The 23024-nt window shown below is 72.4% G+C and carries 20 protein-coding genes; 12 read left to right on the top strand and 8 right to left on the bottom strand.

Going from position 1 to position 23024, the window contains the following annotated elements; genetic code table 11:
• Positions 1–3: 3 nt before the first annotated feature.
• The 3 genes from sucD to pcrA all read right to left on the bottom strand — a co-directional run bounded on the left by sucD (position 4) and on the right by pcrA (position 5012).
• Entirely contained in the window at positions 4–891 is an 888-nt protein-coding gene (gene sucD / locus H9641_RS03990; protein ID WP_191789430.1) for a succinate--CoA ligase subunit alpha, read from the bottom strand.
• Positions 892–921: 30 nt separating this feature from the next.
• Entirely contained in the window at positions 922–2094 is a 1173-nt protein-coding gene (gene sucC, locus H9641_RS03995; RefSeq protein WP_191801282.1) for an ADP-forming succinate--CoA ligase subunit beta, read from the bottom strand.
• Positions 2095–2375: 281 nt separating this feature from the next.
• Entirely contained in the window at positions 2376–5012 is a 2637-nt protein-coding gene (gene pcrA / locus H9641_RS04000; protein WP_191801284.1) for a DNA helicase PcrA, read from the bottom strand.
• A 192-nt stretch (positions 5013–5204) separates the two neighbouring features.
• Between pcrA and H9641_RS04005 the strand changes: the two genes are divergently transcribed.
• Together H9641_RS04005 and H9641_RS04010 are read left to right on the top strand one after the other, a co-directional pair.
• The gene (locus H9641_RS04005; protein ID WP_191801286.1) at positions 5205–5588 is read left to right on the top strand and encodes a VOC family protein; all 384 of its coding nucleotides are present in this window, start codon (positions 5205–5207) and stop codon (positions 5586–5588) included.
• Between the two features lie 160 nt (positions 5589–5748).
• Complete coding sequence (locus H9641_RS04010; RefSeq protein WP_191801288.1) at positions 5749–6351, top strand: GNAT family N-acetyltransferase; 603 nt, start codon at positions 5749–5751, stop codon at positions 6349–6351.
• 153 nt (positions 6352–6504) lie between these two features.
• Here H9641_RS04010 and H9641_RS04015 read toward each other — a convergent pair whose 3' ends face one another.
• Positions 6505–6987 carry a DUF456 domain-containing protein gene (locus H9641_RS04015; protein WP_191801291.1) on the bottom strand — a complete coding sequence of 161 codons (483 nt, stop codon included), beginning with the start codon at positions 6985–6987 and terminating at the stop codon, positions 6505–6507.
• 188 nt (positions 6988–7175) lie between these two features.
• Positions 7176–7526 (bottom strand): hypothetical protein, encoded by a 351-nt coding sequence (locus H9641_RS04020; RefSeq protein WP_056647571.1) that lies wholly within the window; start codon positions 7524–7526, stop codon positions 7176–7178.
• A 408-nt stretch (positions 7527–7934) separates the two neighbouring features.
• On the opposite strand from H9641_RS04020, the gene H9641_RS04025 reads away from it, so the two are divergent.
• From H9641_RS04025 to cobA, 8 genes are all read left to right on the top strand, one after another.
• On the top strand, positions 7935–9758 hold the full coding sequence (locus tag H9641_RS04025) for a nitrite/sulfite reductase (RefSeq protein ID WP_225219967.1): 1824 nt from the start codon (positions 7935–7937) through the stop codon (positions 9756–9758).
• Entirely contained in the window at positions 9755–10660 is a 906-nt protein-coding gene (locus H9641_RS04030; protein ID WP_191801293.1) for a phosphoadenylyl-sulfate reductase, read from the top strand. Before H9641_RS04025 ends, H9641_RS04030 begins: the two co-directional genes overlap by 4 nt.
• Positions 10657–11697, top strand: a complete 1041-nt coding sequence (gene cysD / locus H9641_RS04035) for a sulfate adenylyltransferase subunit CysD (protein ID WP_191801295.1) — start codon at positions 10657–10659, stop codon at positions 11695–11697. The genes H9641_RS04030 and cysD overlap by 4 nt, the downstream gene beginning before the upstream one ends.
• Before the next feature lie 59 nt (positions 11698–11756).
• Positions 11757–13085: a sulfate adenylyltransferase subunit 1 gene (locus tag H9641_RS04040; protein ID WP_191801520.1), complete on the top strand. Its 1329-nt coding sequence runs from the start codon at positions 11757–11759 to the stop codon at positions 13083–13085.
• A 129-nt stretch (positions 13086–13214) separates the two neighbouring features.
• Positions 13215–14345 carry an ABC transporter substrate-binding protein gene (locus H9641_RS04045; RefSeq protein WP_191801297.1) on the top strand — a complete coding sequence of 377 codons (1131 nt, stop codon included), beginning with the start codon at positions 13215–13217 and terminating at the stop codon, positions 14343–14345.
• A gap of 4 nt (positions 14346–14349) precedes the next feature.
• Entirely contained in the window at positions 14350–15165 is an 816-nt protein-coding gene (locus H9641_RS04050; protein WP_191801299.1) for an ABC transporter ATP-binding protein, read from the top strand.
• Positions 15155–16201 (top strand): ABC transporter permease, encoded by a 1047-nt coding sequence (locus H9641_RS04055; protein WP_191801301.1) that lies wholly within the window; start codon positions 15155–15157, stop codon positions 16199–16201. The genes H9641_RS04050 and H9641_RS04055 overlap by 11 nt, the downstream gene beginning before the upstream one ends.
• Before the next feature lie 7 nt (positions 16202–16208).
• Positions 16209–17591 carry a uroporphyrinogen-III C-methyltransferase gene (gene cobA / locus H9641_RS04060; RefSeq protein WP_191801303.1) on the top strand — a complete coding sequence of 461 codons (1383 nt, stop codon included), beginning with the start codon at positions 16209–16211 and terminating at the stop codon, positions 17589–17591.
• Positions 17592–17712: 121 nt separating this feature from the next.
• Here cobA and fdxA read toward each other — a convergent pair whose 3' ends face one another.
• The 3 genes from fdxA to H9641_RS04075 form a co-directional block, all read right to left on the bottom strand.
• A complete protein-coding gene (gene fdxA / locus H9641_RS04065; protein ID WP_056764260.1) occupies positions 17713–18030 on the bottom strand; it encodes a ferredoxin in 318 nt (105 codons plus the stop codon).
• Positions 18031–18176: 146 nt separating this feature from the next.
• On the bottom strand, positions 18177–18860 hold the full coding sequence (locus H9641_RS04070) for a LuxR C-terminal-related transcriptional regulator (RefSeq protein WP_056654010.1): 684 nt from the start codon (positions 18858–18860) through the stop codon (positions 18177–18179).
• A gap of 5 nt (positions 18861–18865) precedes the next feature.
• Entirely contained in the window at positions 18866–20380 is a 1515-nt protein-coding gene (locus H9641_RS04075; protein ID WP_191801305.1) for an ATP-binding protein, read from the bottom strand.
• Positions 20381–20536: 156 nt separating this feature from the next.
• On the opposite strand from H9641_RS04075, the gene H9641_RS04080 reads away from it, so the two are divergent.
• Together H9641_RS04080 and H9641_RS04085 are read left to right on the top strand one after the other, a co-directional pair.
• Entirely contained in the window at positions 20537–22201 is a 1665-nt protein-coding gene (locus tag H9641_RS04080; RefSeq protein WP_191801307.1) for a PspC domain-containing protein, read from the top strand.
• Positions 22198–22959, top strand: a complete 762-nt coding sequence (locus H9641_RS04085) for a hypothetical protein (RefSeq protein ID WP_191801309.1) — start codon at positions 22198–22200, stop codon at positions 22957–22959. The genes H9641_RS04080 and H9641_RS04085 overlap by 4 nt, the downstream gene beginning before the upstream one ends.
• Positions 22960–23024 lie beyond the last annotated feature (65 nt).

Below are 23024 nucleotides of genomic sequence, written 5' to 3' on the forward strand. Positions count from 1 at the left end.
AGGTCAGGAGAGGATCTCGCGCATGAGAGCGGCGGTCTCGGACGGCGTCTTGCCGACCTTGACACCAGCGGCCTCGAGGGCCTCCTTCTTGGCCTGCGCGGTGCCCGACGAGCCCGAGACGATGGCGCCTGCGTGGCCCATCGTCTTGCCCTCGGGAGCCGTGAAGCCCGCGACGTAGCCGACGACCGGCTTGGTCACGTGCGCCTGGATGTACGCCGCGGCGCGCTCCTCGGCGTCGCCACCGATCTCGCCGATCATGACGATCGCCTCGGTGTCGGGGTCCGCCTCGAACGCCGCGAGGGCGTCGATGTGCGTGGTGCCGATGATCGGGTCGCCGCCGATGCCGATCGCGGTCGAGAACCCGAAGTCCCGCAGCTCGTACATCATCTGGTAGGTCAGCGTGCCGGACTTCGAGACGAGCCCGATCTTGCCGGGGCCCGTGATGTCGGCCGGGATGATCCCGACGTTCGACTTCCCGGGGCTGATGATGCCCGGGCAGTTGGGGCCGATGAGGCGGACGCCCTTGGCCTCGGCCAGGGTGAAGAACTCCGCGGAGTCCGCGACCGGGACGCCCTCGGTGATGATGACGGTGAGCGGCATGCCGGCCTCGATGGACTCGACGACCGCCGACTTGGTGAATGCCGGGGGCACGAAGATCACGGAGACGTCGGCGCCCGTGGCGGCGATCGCCTCGGCGACGGACCCGAAGACGGGGACGTCGACCGTGCCCTCACCCTTCGGGAAGCTGACCGAGGTGCCGGCCTTGCGCGGGTTCACGCCACCCACGATGTTGGTGCCGGAGGCCAGCATGCGCGTCGTGTGCTTCTGGCCCTCCGAACCCGTCATGCCCTGGACGATGACCTTGGAGTCCTCGTTGATGAAGATTGCCATGTCTGTCTGTTTTCTCTCTCGGGTCTCGGGTCAGGAAGCGGCGTTGGCCAGCTCGGCAGCCTTGTCGGCGCCGCCGTCCATCGTCTCGGCCAGGGTGACGAGCGGGTGGTTCGCCTCCGCGAGGATCGCGCGACCCTCCTCGACGTTGTTGCCGTCCAGGCGGACGACGAGCGGCTTGTTCGCCTCGTCGCCGAGGATCGCGAGCGCCTGGACGATGCCGTTGGCGACCTCGTCGCACGCCGTGATGCCGCCGAAGACGTTCACGAACACGCTCTTGACCTGCTCGTCGTTGAGGATGACGTCCAGGCCCGCAGCCATGACGGCTGCCGAGGCGCCGCCACCGATGTCGAGGAAGTTGGCGGGCTTGACGCCGCCGTGCTGCTCGCCCGCGTAGGCGACGACGTCGAGCGTGCTCATGACGAGCCCCGCACCGTTGCCGATGATGCCGACCTGGCCGTCGAGCTTGACGTAGTTGAGGTCGTTCTCCTTGGCCTTGGCCTCGAGAGGGTCGGCCGCGTCCTTGTCCTCGAGCTCGGCGTGGTCCGCGTGGCGGAAGCCTGCGTTCTCGTCGAGGGTCACCTTGCCGTCGAGGGCGACGATCGAGCCGTCCTCGGTGCGGACCAGGGGGTTGACCTCGACCAGGGTCGCGTCCTCCTCCTTGTAGACGGTCCACAGCTTCTGGATGACGTCGGCGACCTGCGCCTTGATGTCGTCGGCGAACCCGGCGGCGGCGACGATCTCGTCAGCCTTGGCCTGGTCGATGCCGACGGTCGGGTCCACCGCGACCTTGGCGAGCGCCTCGGGGCGCTCGACCGCGAGGACCTCGATCTCCATGCCACCCTCGACGCTCGCCATGGCGAGGTACGAGCGGTTGGCCCGGTCGAGGAGCACCGAGAAGTAGAACTCCTCGGCGATCTTCGCGCCGGCCGCGATCATGACGCGGTGGACGGTGTGTCCCTTGATGTCCATGCCGAGGATCTCGGACGCCTTCTCGGCGGCCTCCTCGGGCGAGTGGGCGAGCTTGACGCCGCCCGCCTTGCCACGTCCTCCGGTCTTGACCTGGGCCTTGACGACCACGGTCCCGCCACCGAGCTTCTCAGCGCCCTCGCGAGCCTCTTCGGGGGTCGTGGCAACCACGCCGCCCAGCACGGGAACCCCGTGCTTCTCGAAGATGTCGCGCGCCTGGTATTCGAACAGGTCCACCCTGTGTCGTCCTTCCATCTGACTGCCCTGACCGGCCTACCGATGTCTCGACATCGAGACATCCCGTAACAGGGTAGCCCGGCGACACGCCGGGACCTACACGGGGCGGCCCGAACGGCGGCCCCGACGCTGTCTCGTTGGCCACACCCGGGCGGCCTGGCGCAGCGCGGGAAACGTCCGGGAGGGCGCACCTCGCGCCGTTGCGCAGAAGGTCGTGCCCGACGGCGCCGCTCACCCTGGGAGGTGAGCCGCGCCGCCGGGCAGCGAGGCGGGCGGGCGCCCTACAGCTTGGTGACGGGCGAGAACCGCAGCAGGAGCCGCTTGGTGCCGTCGGCACCGAAGTCGATCTTGGCGACCGCGTTGGTGCCCGCGCCCTCGACCGCGACGACCGTGCCGAGCCCGTAGGCGTCGTGCGTGACCTTGTCGCCGATCGCGAGCGAGGGGATGTCCCCCTCCTTGCGCGGCGTCGCCGAGCCGAACTTGGGGCCGTCCGGGTTGGGCGTGACCGATCGCGTGCGCACCGCGCCGTTGCGCGAGCCCGAGCCCCCGGATCCGTAGCCGCTGCCCGAGCCGCCGCGCGAGGAGCCCGACGACGAGCCCCACCCGCCCGTGTACCCGCCGGGCCCGCGCAGGGTCGCCATGGACGACTCCCTGCGGCGCCAGTCCCACAGGTCCTCGGGGATCTCGTCCAGGAAGCGGCTGGGCGGGAACTCGTTGGCCATGCCCCAGGCAGAGCGCACCGCGGAGCGCGAGATGTAGAGGCGCTCCCGGGCACGCGTGATGCCCACGTAGGCGAGGCGGCGCTCCTCGGCGAGCTCGCTGTCGTCGTGCAGCGAGCGCATGTGCGGGAACGTGCCGTCCTCCATGCCGCTGAGGAACACGACGGGGAACTCGAGGCCCTTGGCCGTGTGGAGCGTCATGAGGGTCACGACCCCCGGGTCCACGACGGGCTTGCCCTCGTGCCCCTCGTCGTCGCTCGACGGGATCTGGTCCGAGTCCGCGACGAGCGAGACCCGCTCCAGGAAGTCCGTGAGGTCGCCCTCGGGCTCGAGCTCGGTGAACTCGCTCGCGACCGCGTGCAGCTCGGCGAGGTTCTCGACGCGCGAGCCGTCCTGCGGGTCCTCGCTCGCGCGGAGCTCGGCGAGGTAGCCCGAGCGGTCGAGGACCGCACCGAGGATCTCCGCGGGCGTCGCCCCGGTGGCGTACAGGTCGAGGAGCCCGTGGAACAGCTCGCGGAAGGTCCGCAGCGGGTTGAGGGTCCGGGTCGTCATGCCCGGGATCTCCTCGGCGCGGTCGAGCGACGCGGCGAACGAGATGCGCTCGCGCTCGGCGAACGCCGCCACGAGGGCCTCCGCACGGTCGCCGAGCCCGCGCTTGGGCACGTTGAGGATGCGCCGCAGGTTCACGTCGTCGTCCGGGTTCGCGATGGCGCGCAGGTAGGCGATCGCGTCCTTGATCTCGCGCCGCTCGTAGAAGCGCGTGCCACCGACGACCTTGTACGGCAGGCCGACCCGGATGAGCACCTCCTCGAGCGCACGGGACTGGGCGTTGGTCCGGTAGAAGATCGCGACGTCGCCCGGGCGCACGCCGTCCGAGTCGCCGAGGCGGTCGATCTCCTCCGCGATGAAGCGCGCTTCCTCGTGCTCGTTGTCCGCGACGTAGCCGATGATCTTGACGCCCGCCCCCGCGTCGGTCCACAGGCGCTTGGGCTTGCGGTCGACGTTGCGCGAGATCACGGCGTTCGCGGCCGAGAGGATGTTCTGCGTCGAGCGGTAGTTCTGCTCGAGCAGGATGGTGCGTGCGTTCGGGTAGTCGGCCTCGAACTCGAGGATGTTGCGGATGGTCGCACCACGGAAGGCGTAGATCGACTGGTCGGCGTCGCCGACGACCGTGAGCTCCCCGGGCGGGATGGTCCCCGGCGCCCACGTGCCCTCGCCGTCCTCCGCCACGGGGGCCGAGGCTCCCGCGAGCTCGCGCACCAGCACGTACTGCGCGTGGTTGGTGTCCTGGTACTCGTCGACCAGCACGTGCCGGAACCGTCGGCGGTAGTGCTCCGCGACCGCCGGGAACGCCTGGAGGAGGTTGACCGTGGTCATGATGATGTCGTCGAAGTCGAGCGCGTGGGCCTGCGCGAGACGTGCCTGGTAGCGCGTGTAGACGTCGGAGAGGACCTGGTCGAACGCGTCGGCCGAGCCGTCGGCGGCCGACGCACCGCTCTCCCGCGCGTAGCGCTCGGGGTCGATCAGCTCGTTCTTGAGGTCCGAGATCTTGTTGGACAGCGTCCGCGCGGGGTACTTCTTCACGTCCAGGTCGAGCTCGCGGCTCACGAGCGTGATGAGTCGCTGGGAGTCCGCCGCGTCGTAGATCGAGAAGCTCGACTTGAGCCCGAGCGCCGAGGCCTCCTTGCGCAGGATCCGCACGCACGCCGAGTGGAAGGTCGAGACCCACATGTACTTGGCCGCGGGGCCGATGAGCGACTCGACGCGCTCGCGCATCTCCGCCGCCGCCTTGTTGGTGAAGGTGATCGCGAGGATCTCGCCCGGCCGGGCCCGCCCGGTCGCGAGCAGGTAGGCGATGCGGTGCGTGAGCACACGCGTCTTGCCCGACCCCGCACCCGCGACGATGAGCAGGGGGCTGCCCGAGTGCACCACGGCCTCGCGCTGCTCCGGGTTGAGCCCCTGGAGGAGCGACTCGGGATCGATGTGCGAGAACCCGCTCGAGCGGTGCCCGTCCTCGTCGGGCGCACCGGCACCGCCCGACCCCGACGAGCCGCGCCCGGGGCGCGTGGCCGCGCGGGCGGAACCTCCGCCGTCGGGCGCCTCGTCCCACCGCGGCGCGGTGGACGGCAGGCGCGACGAGTCCCCGAGGGACGCGAGGTCGAATCCGGGCAGCGGCAGGTTCTCGAAGAGCGATGTCATAGCCCTCCAAGGGTAGGCGCGGGCACCGACACTTCCGGCATCGACACCTGCCGCGGCACAGGCGTCGCGTCTCGCGCGTCCTCCCCCGGCGCGCCCCCGCGGGCGCCGGGACGCGACCGATGACTTCGCGACCGCCGCACGGTCCTACCGACGACGCCTCGCACCAGGGCGCCCCGCAGCGAGGGAGGAATCATGACGACGACCCACTTCACAGGACTGCACACGGTCGCGGTCCCCGTCGACGACCAGGACGCCGCTCTCGCGTTCTACCGCGACGTCCTGGGCTTCGAGGTCCGCATGGACGGCGACCTGCAGGAGGGCTTCCGCTGGATCGAGGTCGCCCCGCCCGGCGCCGCGGTCTCGGTCGCGCTCGTCGCCGCCGGCCCGGACCAGCCCGCGGGCGTCGACACGGGGATCCGGCTCGCGACCTCGGACGCCGCAGCCGACCACGCGACGCTCGGGGCCCACGGCGTGCGCGTCGAGGAGCTGCTGCGCTGGGACGGTGTGCCGCCCATGTTCTCGATGCGCGACCTCGACGGCAACATGCTCTACGTGACGGAGATCTCGGTCGGCTGAGCACAGGGCGGTCCCCGGCCCCCCGCAGCAGAGCGAGCGCGGGATCGGCGCCGTTCCGCGCCTGGCGAGGTTCCCGAGCCGTTCTCGGCACGCGACCACCGACCGACCACGATCAGGTCGCCCGGGCCTGCCACGTCCCGCGCCCGATAGTGTCCGAGGCGTGAACGCCTTCACCGAACCAGTGACCCTGACCGGCCGCCTCGTGCGCCTCGTCCCGCTGCGCCCGGACCACCACGACGCGCTGGTCGAGGCCGTGCGCGACGGCGAGCTGTGGAACCGCTGGTACACCTCGGTCCCGACCCCCGAGGAGATGGCGGTGTACATCCACGACAAGATCGCCGCCCGGGAGGCCGGGGCGGCGAATCCGTGGGTCGTGGTCCGCAACGCCGACGACCAGGTGCTGGGCGTCACGACGTTCCTCGGGATCGACCCGCTCAACCGCCGGGTCGAGATCGGCGCGACCTGGCAGCGGGCGGGCGCCCAGGGCACGGGCGCGAACCCCGCCGCCAAGCTCCTGCTGCTCGCGCACGCGTTCGACGACCTCGACGCGATCGCGGTCGAGTTCCGCACGCACTTCCACAACCGGGAGTCCCGCTCCGCGATCGAGCGCCTGGGCGCCAAGCTCGACGGCGTGCTGCGCAGCCACCAGATCGGGTACGACGGCACGCTGCGCGACACCGTGGTCTACTCGGTCACTGCCGCCGAGTGGCCGACCGTGCGCGTGGGCCTCGAGTACCGGCTGCGGGCGCGGCTCGAGGCCTGAGCCTCTGAGGGCTGACGCTAGCCTGCCGAGGAGCCGCCGAGAACGGGGTTGCGGTCGTCCTGCCGCTCATCGCGACCGCAACCTCGTTGTCGGCGGCCCCCACGACTCATCGCGACCGCAACCTCGTGCTCGGCACCGCGGGGCCCCGCGGACTCACGTCAGCGCGAGCCCCACGCCCCACGCCGCCGTCGCGAGCAGCCCACCGAGGAGCTGGACCACGATCGTGATGCCGGTCGCCTGGAGCGCGGCGACCGTCGCCCGCCAGGCCGCCCGGCGGTCGCGACGGCGCAGCAGCTCGGCGACGAACACCGCGAGCACGAACCCGATGAACAGCCCGACCACGGGGATCACGAAGAAGCCGACGACGCCCAGGAGCCCGCCCCAGGCGAGCGTCGACCAGGGCACGTCGGCCCGTCGCATGTGCCGTCCCGCGAGCAGGAGCTGCCCGCCCTCGGCCGCCACGACGAACGTGGCCGCGACCGCGAAGCACACCCAGGCCGTGGTGCCGCCCGTCAGGATCGCCCAGACGAGGATCGCCCCGCCCACGAGCGTGTTCCCCGGCAGCACCTGCACGACGATCCCGGCCAGCCCGACCAGGATCACCAGCCCGACGACGATCTCTCCAGCGATGCTCACGGGGCCAACCCTCGCACGTCGGTGACCGCGCGCTGCGCCCGGGCACCGGTCTCCTCGAGACTCTCACGCCGGCAACCGCCGCCCGCAGCCGTCGACGGTGAAGACGCACCAGGACGACGAAGGCCCCCGACGGTCGAACCGCCGGAGGCCCTGGTCTCGTGCCGGCGCGCTGCGCGCACCGGAACCCGTCAGACGAAGACGGCCACGATGATGTTGACGAGCGTGAGGCCGCCGATCGAGTGCTTGAGCGCGGGCGAGATCTTGTCCCCCTGGCGCACGCCGACGAACGCGAGGACGGCGATGATCACGGCGATGACCAGCTTGATGCCGATCTTGACCATGCTCGGCCCGCCGTCGTCCCACATGCCGCTCATCTCGGCGACGCCGACCATGAGGATGCCCGCGACGGCAGCCGTCGCAGCACCGTGGAAGACGCCCTTGTTGAGCGCCGCGGACTTGAGCGACACGAAGTAGCCGCCGAGGACGATGGCCCAGCCGACGAAGTGCAGGACCGCGAACACGTTGTAGACGATTTCCATGGGCCCCATCCTAGTTTGCTGACGCGACTGTCGGAAAAACTCCGCGTGTCGCCGCGCGGCGGGGACAGCCGACGAGACGTCTGGAGCCGCAGCGGCGAGGCCGAAGTCTGAGACACCCATCCACCATGCGGACAGGGGCTACCCATACGGTCGCGGCCTCTGTAGCGTTCCCGCCATGACCACGGCAGCGCACCTCCTCCTCGTGACGACGCGTCACGAGTCGACGGCGTGCGCCCGCAACAGCTTCTGCTGTTGTTGTTGACCCGCGCCTGACTCAGCCCGAGCCGTCCTCGCCGACAGCTCGCCATCTTTCTGAGCCGAGGGCGCGCGTGGTCGGCCCTCAGCCACTCCCCTCGTCGCGCTGAGACCTCTGGCCCCGTGTGCCCATGTCCCCCCATGAGGAGCACGATGACGCCGCCGCACACCACCACCGAGGCGACCCCGGTCGCCGACCGGTCGGCCGGCAGCAGCCCCGCCACCCCGGCAGAGGCCACCGTCGGCACGACCGCCGCGACCACCCCGCAGACGCCCGACGGCGCCGCTCCCGCCGCGCGTCCGGCCCGCCCGGCGCGGGTCGCCCGCCCCAACGGCCAGTGGGCCGTCGACGGCAAGGAACCGCTCAACGGCAACGAGAAGTGGAAGCAGGAGGACGGCGGGCTCTCGGTGCGCCAGCGCATCGAGGACGTCTACTCGCGCGAGGGCTTCGACTCGATCTCGGGCGACGACCTGCACGGCCGCTTCCGCTGGTGGGGCCTGTACACGCAGCGCAAGCCCGGGATCGACGGCGGGCGCACGGCCCAGCTCGAGCCGCACGAGCTCGAGGACAAGTACTTCATGCTCCGCGTGCGCATCGACGGCGGCGCGGTGAGCACCGAGCAGCTCCGGGTCATCGCGGACATCTCCCGGGACTTCGGACGCGACAGCGCCGACATCACCGACCGCCAGAACATCCAGCTCCACTGGGTCGAGGTCGAGAACGTCCCGGAGATCTGGCGCCGGCTCGAGTCCGTCGGCCTGCAGACCACCGAGGCCTGCGGCGACGTCCCGCGCGTCGTGCTCGGCAGCCCCGTGGCCGGGATCGCGGCCGACGAGCTGATCGACCCCGCCCGCGTCATCAAGGAGATCACCGACAAGTACATCGGCGTCCCCGAGCTCGCGAACCTCCCCCGCAAGTTCAAGACCGCCGTCACGGGTCACCCGTCCCAGGACGTCGTCCACGAGATCAACGACGTCGGGTTCGTCGCGCTCGAGCACCCCGAGCTGGGCGTCGGGTTCGACCTGTGGGTCGGCGGCGGCCTGTCGGCGAACCCCCGCCTGGGCGAGCGCCTCGGTGCCTTCGTGACCGAGGAGCAGGTCGCCGACGTGTGGCACGGAGTGGTCCAGATCTTCCGCGACTACGGGTACCGCCGGCTGCGCAACAAGGCGCGCCTGAAGTTCCTGCTCGCGGACTGGGGGCCCACGAAGTTCCGCGAGGTCCTCGAGACCGAGTACCTGGGCTACGCGCTGCCCGACGGCCCGCCCGCCCCGCAGCCCACCCAGCCGGGCGACCACGTCGGCGTGCACAAGCAGAAGGACGGCCTCAACTACATCGGCGCGGCCCCCTACGTGGGGCGGGTCTCGGGGAGCATCCTCGCGGCCGTCGCGGACCTCGCCGAGTCGGCCGGCTCGCAGCGCGTGCGGTTCACGCCGCACCAGAAGCTGCTCGTGCTCGACGTCCCCGACGAGCACCTCGAGCGCGTCGTCTCGGGTCTCAAGGAGCAGGGCCTCGACGCCGACCCGAGCCCCTTCCGCCGCAGCACCATCGCGTGCACGGGCATCGAGTACTGCAAGCTCGCGATCGTCGAGACCAAGGCCTCGGCGAGCCGCGCGATCGACGACCTCGAGAAGCGCCTGGGCGACCTGTCCGCGATGAAGCCGCTCTCGCTGCACATCAACGGCTGCCCCAACTCGTGCGCCCGCATCCAGACCGCGGACATCGGTCTCAAGGGTCAGCTCGTGCTGGACGACGAGGGCAACCAGGTCCCCGGCTTCCAGGTGCACCTCGGTGGCGGGCTCGCCTCGGACGACCGCGCCGAGGCGGGCATGGGCCGCACGGTCCGTGGCCTCAAGGTCACCAACGACGACCTGCCCGAGTACGTCGAGCGCGTCGTGCGCCAGTTCGAGAAGGAGAAGGACGGCACCGAGACCTTCGCCCAGTGGGCGCACCGCGCGGACGAGGAGTCGCTGCGATGAGCGGGACGACCACCGCGCCGGGTGACGCGCTCGACGCTGCGGGCGCGGCGCCGTCGGGCACGCCGCTCGCCACGACCGGCAACGACCCGCTCGCCGCGCTGCGCGCCGCCGCCAAGGCGCGCACCGAGGCGCGCGCCACGTCCAAGGCCGCGCACGCGGCCCGCCGGGCGCGGGACGCCCGCCCCAAGCGGTCGGCCGACGAGCTGCGCGCGATCGTCGAGCGCGGTCAGGCCGAGCTGCACGGCTCAGGGCTGGGCGCCGCTGATGAAGCGACCGCCGAGCAGGTCGTCGCGTGGGCCGTGCGCGAGTTCAGCGGCTCGATCGCCGTCGCGTGCTCCATGGCCGACGCGGTCCTCCCGCACGTCGTCGCGCAGCAGGCACCGTGGGTCGACGTCCTGTTCCTCGAGACCGGATACCACTTCCCCGAGACCACGGGGACGCGCGACGCCGTCGAGCAGCAGATGGAGGTCACGATCGTCGACGTCCTGCCCCGGCTCACGGTCGCCCAGCAGGACGAGGCGCACGGCAAGGACCTCTGGTCGCGCGACCCCGCAGCGTGCTGCGCGATGCGCAAGGTCGAACCGTTGACACGCACGCTCGGCGAGTACGAGGTCTGGGTCACGGGCGTGCGTCGCGACGAGGCACCGACCCGCACCAGCACCCCGCTCGTGACCTGGGACGAGAAGAACGGGCTGGTCAAGATCAACCCGCTCGCCGCGTGGTCGTTCGACGACCTGCTCGGCTACGCGGCCCAGCACCAGGTCGTCCTCAACCCGCTCCTCAACGACGGGTACCCCTCGATCGGCTGCGCGCCCTGCACGCGGCGGGTCGCCCCCGGCGAGGACCCGCGCGCGGGCCGCTGGTCTGGGCTCGACAAGACCGAGTGCGGGCTCCACGTATGAGCGCGCCCACCGCGACCACGGCGACGTCCTCGCCGACCGCACCGACCACCGCGACCGCACCCCCCACGCACACCGACGAGAAGAGCGACGCCGTGACCGCCCCAGTGGCTTCCCCTGCGGATACCGCCCAGACCTACCGCCTGACCCAGCTCGAGTCCCTCGAGTCCGAGGCCATCCACATCATCCGCGAGGTCGTCGCGGAGTTCGAGCGCCCCGTGCTGCTCTTCAGCGGTGGCAAGGACTCGGTCGTCATGCTGCACCTGGCGACCAAGGCGTTCTGGCCCGCCCCCGTGCCGTTCCCGCTGCTGCACGTCGACACGGGCCACAACTTCCCCGAGGTCCTCGCCTACCGAGACACGACGGTCGCCCGCCTCGGCGCCCGCCTCGAGGTCGCGAGCGTCCAGGACTACCTCGACGACGGTCGCCTGCTCGAACGTGCCGACGGCACGCGCAACCCCCTCCAGACCCAGCCCCTGCTCGACGCCATCACAGGGCACAAGTTCGACGCCGTGTTCGGCGGCGGCCGCCGCGACGAGGAGAAGGCGCGCGCCAAGGAGCGCGTCATCTCGCTGCGCGACGAGTTCGGGCAGTGGGACCCGCGCAACCAGCGCCCCGAGCTGTGGAACCTGTACAACGGCCGTCACCGCCCGGGCGAGCACGTCCGCGCGTTCCCCCTGAGCAACTGGACCGAGCTCGACATCTGGCGCTACATCGCCGCCGAGAAGATCGACCTGCCCAGCCTGTACTACGCGCACGAGCGCGAGGTCTTCGAGCGCGACGGCATGCTGCTCGCCGTCGGGCCGTACTCCCAGCCGCGCACCGACGCCGAGGCCTCGAACGTGCGCACCGAGACCGTGCGCTACCGGACGGTGGGCGACATGTCCTGCACGGGCGCGGTCGAGTCCGACTCCTACACGGTCGACGACGTCATCACCGAGGTCGCAGCGACCCGCATCACCGAGCGCGGCGCCACGCGCGCCGACGACCGCATCTCCGAAGCCGCCATGGAAGACCGCAAGAAGGAGGGGTACTTCTAGTGAGCGCCACCACCACGCACCCGCAGCCCGCCGAGGGCACGGCCGCCCAGGACTCGCCCGTGCTCCCCACGAGCACCCTGCTGCGCCTCGCGACCGCCGGATCCGTCGACGACGGGAAGTCGACGCTCGTCGGCCGCCTGCTGTTCGACTCCAAGTCCGTGCTCGCGGACCAGCTCGACGCCGTCGAGCGCGTCTCGCGCGACCGCGGTCTCGCGACGGCCGACCTCGCGCTGCTGACCGACGGCCTGCGCGCCGAGCGCGAGCAGGGCATCACGATCGACGTCGCCTACCGCTACTTCGCGACCGCCAGGCGCTCGTTCATCCTGGCCGACTGCCCCGGGCACGTGCAGTACACGCGCAACACCGTCACGGGGGCCTCGACCGCCGACGTCGTCGTGCTGCTCATCGACGCCCGCAAGGGCCTGCTCGAGCAGACGCGCCGCCACCTCGCGGTCGCGAGCCTCCTGCGCGTCCCGCACGTGATCGTGGCCGTCAACAAGATCGACCTCGTCGACTACAGCCAGGAGCGCTACGAGGAGCTCGCCGACCAGATCCGCGAGGCCGCGGCCTCGCTCGGCGTCCCCCACATCCTCACGCTGCCCGTCTCGGCGCTCGAGGGCGTCAACGTCGTCGACCGCTCGGACGGCCCGGGCGGCAAGACCCCCTGGTACGACGGACCGAGCCTGCTCGACCTGCTCGAGGAGCTCCCCGCGGCAGAGACCCCGGACACCGAGGCGTTCCGCTTCCCCGTCCAGGTGGTCCTGCGTCCCCAGGGCGCCGCGCTCGAGGAGCGCTTCCGCGACTACCGCGGGTACGCCGGGCAGATCGCCTCGGGCGTCGTCCGCGTGGGCGACGAGATCGTGGTCCTGCCCAGCGGGAGGAGGAGCACGGTCGAGGGCATCGACACGGCCGACGGCACTCTCGCCGAGGCCTTCGCCCCCCAGTCCGTCACGATCCGCCTCACGGACGAGATCGACATCGCCCGCGGCGACCTCATCGCCGCCGCGGTCGACGCACCCCAGGTCACGCAGGACGTCGAGGGCACCGTCGCGTGGCTCAGCGACAAGACGCTGCGCCCCGGCACCCGCGTCCTGCTCAAGCACACGACCCGCACCGTGCAGGCCGTGGTGCGCGACGTCGTCGGGCGCCTGGACCTCGACACGGCCGAGCTCGAGCCCGCGGAAGCGCTCGAGCTCAACGACATCGGGCGCGTCACGCTGCGCCTCGCCTCCCCCGTCGCGGCCGAGGAGTACATCACCTCGCGTCGCACCGGTGCTTTCCTCCTGATCGACGGTCAGGACGGCGGCACCCTTGCAGCAGGAATGGTCGGAGACGCTCTGGCGGCCGTGCGATGTCCTTCGCAGCGCCCCGTGCAGTACGCGATCTGAGGTCACCCGACCACCGCAGGTAGGGGCCCGGACCACCGGGCCCTCGGATCGCGTACTGCATGGATCGGCGCTGCCGGGACTCGACACGTCCACCGCCAGGCACCCTCCGACCATCCAGAAGGATCTTCCATGAACACCTCGTCCCGCCCGACCCGCGCCTCCCGGGCCGCCACGCCACGACACCGCTTCGCCCGGACCCGGTCCGCGGTCGCAGCGCTCGCCGTCGCGCCGCTGCTCCTGCTCGCCGCCTGCTCCACGGGCACGTCCGACGCCGCCGACGCCCCCGCCGCGTCGTCCGGCCCGGCCGACGAGCTGCGCCTCGGCTACTTCGCGAACGTCACGCACGCCCCCGCGCTCGTCGGGGTCGCGGGCGGCCAGTTCGAGGAGGCCCTGGGCGACACCAAGCTGACGACCCAGGTCTTCAACGCCGGTCCCGCCGCGATCGAAGCCCTCAACGCGGGCGCCATCGACGCCACGTTCATCGGCCCCAACCCCGCGATCAACAACTTCGTGAAGTCGAACGGTGAGGCCGTGCGCATCATCGCGGGCTCGACGTCGGGCGGTGCGCAGCTCGTCGTGCGCGAGGGGATCGACACGGCCGCCGACCTCGAGGGCACCAAGATCGCCTCGCCCCAGCTCGGCGGGACCCAGGACGTCGCGCTGCGCGCCTGGCTCACCGAGAACGGCCTGGAGAACGACATCCAGGGCGGCGGGGACGTCGCGGTCACCCCGACCGAGAACGCCCAGACCCTCACGCTGTTCCAGAACGGCGAGCTCGACGGCGGCTGGCTGCCCGAGCCCTGGGCCTCGCGCCTCGTGCTCGACGCCGGAGCGCACGTCCTGGTCGACGAGAAGGACCTGTGGGACGACGGCCAGTTCCTCACCACGCACCTGATCGTCCGCACCGACTTCCTCGAGGAGCACCCGGAGACGGTCGAGGCGCTCCTGCGCGGCGAGGTCGCGGCGATCGACTGGCTCGACGCCAACCCCGACGAGGCCAAGACGCTCGTCAACGGCGAGATCGAGAAGATCGCCGGCAAGCCGCTGTCGGACGCGGTCCTGGACCGCGCCTTCACCAACATCACCTTCACCACGGACCCGCTCGCGGGCACGCTCAACACCCTGCTCGAGGACGGCGTGACCGCCGGGACCACCACCGAGGCGGACCTGAACGGCATCTACGACCTGAGCCTCCTCAACAAGGTGCTGACGGAGGCCGGTCAGCCGACCGTCTCCGCCGCCGGTCTCGGCAAGGAGTAGCACCATGACCACCACGTCCCCCGCCCGCACGGGCTCCCCTGCCGGCATCACCCTCGACGAGGGTGCCGGCCCCACGACCGGCGTCCGCCTGCGCGGCGTGTCCAAGCGGTTCTCCCCGACGGGCGCCCCGGTGCTCGAGGGGATCGACCTGGACATCGCGCAGGGCGAGTTCGTCTGCCTGCTCGGAGCCTCCGGCTGCGGCAAGTCGACGCTGCTCAACATCGTCGCGGGTCTGGAGCGCCCGACCACGGGGGACGTGGAGGTCGCCGGGGGCGGCGCGGCCCTGATGTTCCAGGAGTCCGCGCTGTTCCCCTGGCTCACCGCGAGCCGCAACATCGAGCTCGCGCTGAAGTTCCGCGGCGTGCCGCGCGCCGAGCGGCGTGAACGTGCCGCCGAGCTCCTCTCGCTCGTGCGGCTCGACGGATCGGGCGACAAGCGCGTCCACGAGCTCTCGGGCGGCATGCGCCAGCGCGTCGCGCTCGCTCGCTCGCTCGCCCAGGAGCGGGACGTCCTGCTCATGGACGAGCCGTTCGCCGCGCTCGACGCCATCACGCGCGACCTGCTCCACGACGAGCTCGAGCGCGTCTGGGAGCAGACCGGGCGCACCATCGTCTTCATCACGCACAACGTCCGCGAGGCCGTGCGGCTCGGGCAGCGCGTGCTGCTCATGTCCTCGCGCCCCGGACGCATCGTGCGCGAGTGGGACGTCGACGTGTACGGCGCGAACGAGCAACGCAGCATCGAGGCCGCCGCCGCGTCGCGCCTCGCGACCGAGATCACCAACGACCTCCGTGAGGAGATCCGCCGTCATGCCGTCTGAGACCCTGACCCCGCGGGACGAGGCCCGTCCCGGTTCCGGCCCGGCCGAGAGTCCCACCACCCGGCCCGCCGACGAGGTGAGCACACCCCGCGAGGTGAGCGCCGTCGTCGGGCACGCCAAGGACGTGGGCGACATCGAGGCGGGCCTCGACGCCCTCCAGACGAGCGTCGCGCCCAGCGCGAGCCGGTGGTCCAAGGTCTTCCAGGCCGTGTACCCGCCCGTGCTCGCGATCGCGATCCTGCTCGCGGTCTGGCAGGTGCTGGTGTGGCTCGAGGTCCAGCCCATCTACAACCTGCCCGGCCCCACGCAGGTCTGGGAGGCCGTGACCCGGGCCGCCGCGAGCGGCACGCTCTGGCAGGCGCTCGGCACGAGCCTCTCGCGCGGTGTCCTGGGCTTCCTCGCAGCCGTCGCGATCGGTACCCCGCTGGGCATCCTGGTGGCACGCGTGCGCTGGGTGCGGGTGTCGTTCGGGCCCATCATCACGGGCCTGCAGGTGCTGCCGTCGGTCGCCTGGGTGCCCGCGGGCATCATCTGGTTCGGGCTGTCGGACGCCACGGTGTACTTCGTGATCCTCATGGGCGCGGTCCCGTCGATCATCAACGGGATCGTGTCCGGCGTGGACCAGGTGCCGCCGCTGTACCGGCGCGTGGGCCAGGTCCTGGGCGCGGGCCGCTTCCAGATGATCAAGGACGTGATCCTGCCCGCAGCGTTCCCCGGCTACCTCGCGGGCCTCAAGCAGGGCTGGGCGTTCTCGTGGCGCTCGCTCATGGCCGCGGAGATCATCGCGGTCGGCGGCGGGATCGGGTTCGGGCTGGGGGCCTTCCTCCAGCAGGGCCGCGAGCTGTCCGACATGGCGCTCGTCTTCACCGCGATCCTGCTGATCCTCGTGGTCGGCATGGTCATCGAGCTGCTCTTCTTCGCTCCGGTCGAGAAGACCATGCTGCGTCGCCGCGGCCTGGCTCCCGAGACGTCCACGAGCAAGGGCCCGGGGTGGCTGCGCCGGCGTGAGCTGGCTTCGGCCGCTCTCGGGCGATGATGGGCGCATGAACTCTGAGCTCTACCCCCTCGGTCTGCGGATCGCAGGCCGTCCGGTCGTCGTCGTGGGCGGGGGGCCGGTGGCCGCGCGCCGCACGCGGTCCCTCGTGGGCGCGGGCGCGCAGGTGCGTGTCGTGGCCCCCGAGGTCTGCGAGGACCTGGCGGCGCTGGTCGCCCTCCCCGCGCCCGACGGCGCGACTCACCTGCCCGACGGCGCGACTCACCTGCCCGACGGCGCGGGGCCCCTCGCCGGGTCCGGCACGCCCCGGCCCGTGGTCACGTGGGACGCGCGCGCGTTCCGCCCGGGCGACCTCGAGGGTGCGTGGCTCGTGCACACCGCGACCGGTTCGACCGAGGTCGACGCCCAGGTCGCTGCCGAGGCCGAGGCGCTGCGCATCTTCTGCGTGAACGCGGGCGACGCCGAGGCCGGGACCGCCTGGGTGCCCGCGGTCGCGCGGGTCACGGTCGGCGGCACTGCGGTCGGCGGCACTGCGGCGACCGCTTCGTCGTCCGCGACCGTCGCGTCGGATGCCCGCGCCACGGAGATCACCGTCGCCGTCAACGCGGGGCGCGACCCGCGACGGGCCCAGCGGATCCGCGACGCGATCGACGCCCTGCTCGCGACCGGTGAGCTCCCCCTGCGTCAGGTCCGCCCGGGCACGGGCGGCGTCGGGATGGTCGCGCTCGTGGGTGGTGGCCCCGGCGACACCGGGCTCATCACGGCGCGCGGGCGGCGGCTGCTCGCCCAGGCCGACGTCGTGGTCACCGACCGCCTGGGGCCGCGTTCGCTGCTCGACGACCTGGACGACGACGTCGTGATCGTCGACGTCGGCAAGACCCCGGGCTTCCACCCGGTCCCGCAGGAGGAGATCAACGCGCTGCTTGTCGAGCACGCGCTCGCCGGCCGAAGAGTTGTACGACTCAAGGGCGGCGACCCGTACGTATTCGGCCGCGGAGGTGAGGAGCTCATCGCGTGCGAGGAGCACGGCATCCCGGTCGAGGTCGTGCCTGGCGTGACGAGCGCGGTCTCGGTACCTGCGGCGGTGGGGATCCCGGTCACGCACCGTGGCTGGTCGCGCGGCTTCACGGTGCTGACCGGGCACGAGGACATCGGCAAGGTCCCGGCCGCGGCCGACCACACCGTGATCCTTCTCATGGGTGTCTCGCGGCTGCGCGACTCGGCCGCGGCCCTCGTGGCCTTCGGGCGGTCACCGCGGACGCCGGTCGCCGTGGTCGAGGACGGCTACGGCCCGCGCCAGCGCTCGACCGTCGGCACGCTCGAGACCATCGCGGACGTGGCCACCGCGGCCGGGGTCCGTGCGCCGGCCGTGACCGTGGTCGGGGACGTGGTGCGCGTCAGCCCTGCCTGGCGGGCTGCCGGGCTGGACTGACTCCCGCCGGTCGGCCGGGACCAGCTCAAGCAGGCAGAGCAGCCCGACGACGCGAGAAACCCCGAGGGGCCCGTCATCCACAGGATGACGGGCCCCCTCGGGGTATCGGAGAAGGCTGCGCTCAGGCCTGCGGGGCCAGGGCAGCGATCATCGGGTCGTCCTTCTCGATCATGCCCATCTTCGCCGCACCACCCGGCGACCCCAGGTCATCGAAGAACTCCACGTTCGCCCGGTAGTAGTCGCTCCACTCCGAGGGCACGTCGTCCTCGTAGTAGATCGCCTCCACCGGACACACCGGCTCGCACGCACCACAGTCCACGCACTCGTCAGGATGGATGTACAACGACCGCTTGCCCTCGTAGATGCAGTCCACCGGACACTCCTCGATGCACGCCTTGTCCTTCACGTCCACACAAGGCTGAGCAATCACGTACGTCACGTCGGAGGTCCTTTTCGTCGGGCCGGAGGGCTTCACCCGGCTGCCTCCAGGCTATCGCCCCACCCGGCTGCGGCGAACCGCTTCTCACCTGCTAATACGGCCAGATCTCGCGGTTCGTCAGGTGTCCCCGGAGCGGACCGACGGGCTCAGAGGAGGCGCCGGGCCGCGGCCCACCGCGTGAGCTCGTGGCGCGAGGAGAGCTGGAGCTTGCGCAGCACCGACGACACGTGGGTCTCGACCGTCTTGACCGAGATGAAGAGCTCCGAGGCGACCTCGCGGTAGGCGTAGCCGCGCGCGATGAGCCGCATGACCTCCTGCTCGCGGGCCGAGAGCCGGTCGAGCTCGTCGTCGGCGACCGCGACGTCGGCCTGCCCGGTGCCGAACGCGTCGAGCACGAACCCCGCGAGCCGCGGCGAGAAGACCGCGTCGCCGCTCGCGACCTGGACGACCGCGCCCGCCAGGTCCGGACCCGAGATCGCCTTGGTCACGTAGCCGCGGGCTCCCGCCCGGATGACCGCCACGACGTCCTCGGCCGCGTCGGACACGGACAGGGCGAGGAACCGCGTGGAGCCCAGGAGGTCGGAGCAGCGGGTGATGACCTCGGCCCCGCCTCCGCCGTTGCCGCCCGGGAGGTGCACGTCGAGCAGGACGACCGGTGGCCGCAGGGCGCGGATGGCCTCGACGGCGCCGTCGACGCTGTCGGCCTCGCCCACGATGTCCACGCGCCCGTCGAGGCTCGCACGGACCCCCGCGCGGAACATGTGGTGGTCGTCGACGAGCACGACCGGGACGGGCGCGCCCGGGAGCGTGGCCGGTTCGGGGTTCGGGATGGTGGTCACGTGCGCTCCTGGGTCGTGCGGGCGATGGGCTCGGGCTGCGGCGCGGGTCCCGTGAAGGGCGTCGGCGCAGGCCGCGCCCCGTTCCGGGCCGGTCCGACGGGCGTCGTGCCCGCGTCGGGCTCCCCCGGCATCCTAGGTGCGGTCGCACCCGGGGCGGCCGTCGAGGCCGTCGACTCGCCCTCGGCCTCGGCCGCCCGGGGCACCTTGAGCCGCACCTCGGTCCCCCACCCCGGCCGCGACACGACCTCGGCCTGCCCTCCGCGCCGCGTCACTCGCCCGATGATCGACTCGCGCACGCCGAACCGGTCCTGGGCGATGTCCTTCATCTCGAACCCGTCGCCGCGGTCGCGCACGAACACCTCGACCATGTCGTCGGACACCTCGAGGTAGACCGAGACGGGCGGACGCCCGTGCGCGACGGCGTTGACGAGCGCCTCGCGCGTGGCCTGGAGGAGCGCCGTGGTCTCGTCGGTCGGCACGCAGTCCCCCACGACGACGACGTCGACCACGACCGCGGCCGTCCCGGCCGACCCGCCGTCGCCGACGGTCCCCGCAGCGCTCATGCCCGCGGTGCTCGCGGCGCCGGCCGCGAGCCGCCAGCTCTGGCGGTCCTCGACCTCGCCCACGAGCGTCCGGAGCTCGGCCGCGAGCGACGTACCAGGAGCCGGTCGGTCGTTGTACAACCACTCGCGCAGCTCGCGCTCCTGGGCCCGCGCGAGGCGTGCCACGGTGTCCGCGTCGGCCGCGCTGGCCCGGATGAGCGCGAGCGTCTGCAGGACCGAGTCGTGCAGGTGGGCCGCGATGTCCGCCCGCTCGGCCTCGCGTGCCCGGGCAGCGCGCTCGTCGCCGAGCTCGCGCACGAGCCGCAGCCACCACGGGGCGAGCACGATCGCAGCGCCCGCGAGCACGGCGAGCGACGCCACGGTCGCCCGGACCATGTCCGAGGCCGTCGAGTCCTGACCCACCAGGAGCAGGACCCCGACCAGGACGAGGACCAGACCGCCCGCGAGCCGCAGCACCCCGGCGGGTGTCCGCCCTCCCGCGCGCGAGAGCCAGCGTCCTCGCTGCGCGGCGTCGAGCTGGGACCACGCGAGGGCGGTCCCCGCGAGCGCGATGAGCACCGGCAGGACCCACGAGACCTCGACGTCGACGCCGGCACGCGCTGCCACCAGGACCGCGGCACCGCTCAGCAGGACCACGCCGATCGCGACGTCGCGCACCGGGAGCTTGCGTACGCGCCCCTGCAGGCGGGGCGCGATCCGCCGGAGCGAGGTGGGACGCTCCTCGTCCGCGGCCTGCGCCGGGTCGCCCACGGGCACCGTGACCCAGAGGAAGACGTACAGGACGATCCCCGCGCCGCCCGCGAGGGCGAGCAGGACCATCACGAAGCGCATCGCGCCCACGGGCAGGTCGAGGTGCAGCGCCAGCCCTCGGCACACGCCACCGACCCAGCGCCCCTGCTCGGGGCGCCGGAGCGGGAGCCGTCTGGCTGGTTGCGCGGTCTGTGTCACCCTCTGATGGTCACACGTCCTGACGCCCTCACCGGGCGAAACGCCCCCTTGGTCCCTTCCCTGACCGGAAGATCAGGGTCGCGCGGCACGGGATTCAGGGTCGGCTCAGGGGAACACCCGATACCGGCCGGCCGCTGCGCGCGTCAGGCTGGAGCCATGAGAACCGAGGACACCTCCCCAGAACCGCCGGCCGGGAGCTCCGCACCGACCGGGGCGGCCCAGCAGACCGCCGGCACGCCCTTCTCCGCGAACGGTCCGGCCCCGGCAGGGCCTGAGGGCCCGCCGACCCCGTCCACCGGGATGGACAGCTTCTTCGACGCCGTCCGACGTCTCGGCATCTCCCGCTCGGACGACCGCTGGATCGGTGGCGTCGCCGGCGGGATCGCCGACCGGTTCGGGATCGACCCCCTGATCGTGCGTGGTCTCCTCGTCGTCTCGGTCTTCCTCTCGGGAGCCGGCCTCGTCCTGTACGGCGTCGCCTGGGCTCTCCTCCCCGAGGCCCGCGACGGCCGCATCCACCTGCAGCAGACGGTCCGCGGCGACTTCGACGTCGCGATGCTCGGTGCGGCCGCGACGACGATCGTCGGCCTGAGCTGGAGCACCGGCTGGTCGTCCTGGTGGCACTTCGCAGGGCTCGAGTGGCTCAACGGGCTGTTCTGGACCGCCGCGGTGATCGTCGTGATCGTGCTGGTCGTCAACCGTCGCAACGACAAGCGGGCCGCGTACACCGCGGCCCAGCACACGCAGCAGCAGGCCCCGCCGGTCGCCCAGCCCGGCCAGCCCTACCCCGCGCAGCCGTTCGGACCGGGCGTCGCGCCGTCCCAGCAGGGACACCAGGGGAATGCCTGGCAGCACGGCCGCCCCGGCCAGCCCGCGCAGGCCCGCCCCCCGTACGGACCTCCCGTGCCGGGCGCTGCGCCCGCACCCGGGGTGACGTACCCCGCGACCCCCGCGGCGCCGTCGGGCCCCGCGTACACCGCCTCCGCTCCCCTGCCCCCGCAGGCCTACGCGGGCCAGCGCCCCACGCCGCCCGTCCCGCCCCAGGCCTACGCCGCCCAGCAGGCAGCGCGGGCCCAGGAGCAGGCGCGTCGCCAGGCCCAGCGCGAGGCGGACCGCCTGCGCCGCGTCGAGGAGCAGCGCGCCCGCGCCGCCCGGCGGCCGCGCGGCCCCGGGACCGCGATCGTGGGGATCACGCTCGGCGTGAGCCTGCTCGGCGCAGCGGTCCTCATGCTGCTCGAGCGTCGCGACGTGATCGACGTGCCGTTCTTCTACACGTGGATCGGCGCGACGATCATCCTCCTGGGCCTCGGCGTCGTGATCTCGGGCCTCCGTGGTCGCACGAGCGGAGCCATGGGCGGCCTCGCGATCGTCGCGACGATCATCGCGCTCCCGATCGCCGGCTGGAACTCGGTCGATCGCTTCGACGTGAACCTCCAGGGCCGCGCGTCGGACTCGACCTACACGGTCACCTCGGTCCAGGACGCCGAGAACGGGTTCGCCTTCACGTTCGGTGACCCCGTCGTCGACCTGAGCCGGCTCGACCTGAGCACGGTCGGTGAGGCCCCGGTCGTCGTGCCCGTCGACCTGCGCGCCGGGGACCTCACCGTGATCGTCCCCTCGGGCGTCCCGGTCGAGGCCGAGGTCCGCGTCCTCGCGGGCAACGCGACCTGGACCGTCGACGGCGAGCGCCGCAGCATCAACGGCGTCAACACCCGCCCGCACACCTTCACCACCGACTCCGTCTCCGACGGCGCCGACCCCGTGCTCCTGCTCGAGGTCGACGTCGCCGCGGGAGACGTCACCATCCGGGAGGAATCATGACCACCGAGAAGAACCCCTACGAGTCCGACGACCACGACGAGACTCAGGCCCTCCCCCCGGTCGACCCGACGATCGAGCTCGCGGCCACGCCGGGCGAGGCCCCGGGCTCCGTGTCCGAGGAACAGGCCGAGGACCGGCCCGAGGCACCGGCAGAGGCCGGCGTGCTCGCGTCCGAGGACACCTCGACCGACCCCGACGCGACCCAGGTCCTGGAGGCGGCCGCTCCGTCCGACGCCGACCTGGCCGACGAGATCTTCCGGACCGAGGCGACCCAGGCGCTGCCCGTCGCCGAGCCCACCCAGGCTCTCCCGGTGACTCCCCCGACCCAGGCGCTGCCCGTCTGGGAGGCTGCGCCGACGCACACGCAGGCCTACCCCGTGCAGGACGCGCCGGTCGACCCCGAGCCCGCCGCCGCGAGCGTGCCGGCACCGGTCCCCGCTCCGGCGGTGGCGACGCCCGCTCCCGCGGTCGACCCGGCAGCGCAGTGGAACACCACGGCGCAGCAGAAGGCGAACCTCGCCCCGGGCGGCCCCGTCCCCGGCGAGGACCCGCGCAACCGGGGCCTGCGCGTGGGCACGGTCGTGTGGGGTTTCGTCATCGTCGCGGTGGGCGCGGGCATCCTCGCCCTGGCCCTCGGTGCGACGTACGACCTGGACGTCGCCCTCATCGCCCTGCTGAGCGTCGCGGGCCTCGTGCTCGTGGTCGGCTCGATCGCGTCGAGCGCACGTCGCAACGCCCGGGAGAGAGCTCACCGGTGACTCACCTTCCGTGAGTGCGTGGAAGGGGTGAGCACGACGGCGGCGCACCGGTCGAAGGACCGGTG

Source organism: Oerskovia merdavium (assembly GCF_014836755.1).
In the GTDB taxonomy this organism is placed as follows: domain Bacteria; phylum Actinomycetota; class Actinomycetes; order Actinomycetales; family Cellulomonadaceae; genus Oerskovia; species Oerskovia merdavium.

What these genes read in the sequence shown, in the direction of transcription:
- sucD (WP_191789430.1), bottom strand. Translation starts at nt 891, where the DNA reads ATGGCAATCTTCATCAACGAGGACTCCAAGGTCATCGTCCAGGGCATG.
- pcrA (WP_191801284.1), bottom strand. Translation starts at nt 5,012, where the DNA reads ATGACATCGCTCTTCGAGAACCTGCCGCTGCCCGGATTCGACCTCGCG.
- H9641_RS04005 (WP_191801286.1), top strand. Translation starts at nt 5,205, where the DNA reads ATGACGACGACCCACTTCACAGGACTGCACACGGTCGCGGTCCCCGTC.
- H9641_RS04020 (WP_056647571.1), bottom strand. Translation starts at nt 7,526, where the DNA reads ATGGAAATCGTCTACAACGTGTTCGCGGTCCTGCACTTCGTCGGCTGG.
- H9641_RS04025 (WP_225219967.1), top strand. Translation starts at nt 7,935, where the DNA reads ATGACGCCGCCGCACACCACCACCGAGGCGACCCCGGTCGCCGACCGG.
- H9641_RS04030 (WP_191801293.1), top strand. Translation starts at nt 9,755, where the DNA reads ATGAGCGGGACGACCACCGCGCCGGGTGACGCGCTCGACGCTGCGGGC.
- cysD (WP_191801295.1), top strand. Translation starts at nt 10,657, where the DNA reads ATGAGCGCGCCCACCGCGACCACGGCGACGTCCTCGCCGACCGCACCG.
- H9641_RS04045 (WP_191801297.1), top strand. Translation starts at nt 13,215, where the DNA reads ATGAACACCTCGTCCCGCCCGACCCGCGCCTCCCGGGCCGCCACGCCA.
- H9641_RS04050 (WP_191801299.1), top strand. Translation starts at nt 14,350, where the DNA reads ATGACCACCACGTCCCCCGCCCGCACGGGCTCCCCTGCCGGCATCACC.
- H9641_RS04055 (WP_191801301.1), top strand. Translation starts at nt 15,155, where the DNA reads ATGCCGTCTGAGACCCTGACCCCGCGGGACGAGGCCCGTCCCGGTTCC.
- cobA (WP_191801303.1), top strand. Translation starts at nt 16,209, where the DNA reads ATGAACTCTGAGCTCTACCCCCTCGGTCTGCGGATCGCAGGCCGTCCG.
- H9641_RS04080 (WP_191801307.1), top strand. Translation starts at nt 20,537, where the DNA reads ATGAGAACCGAGGACACCTCCCCAGAACCGCCGGCCGGGAGCTCCGCA.
- H9641_RS04085 (WP_191801309.1), top strand. Translation starts at nt 22,198, where the DNA reads ATGACCACCGAGAAGAACCCCTACGAGTCCGACGACCACGACGAGACT.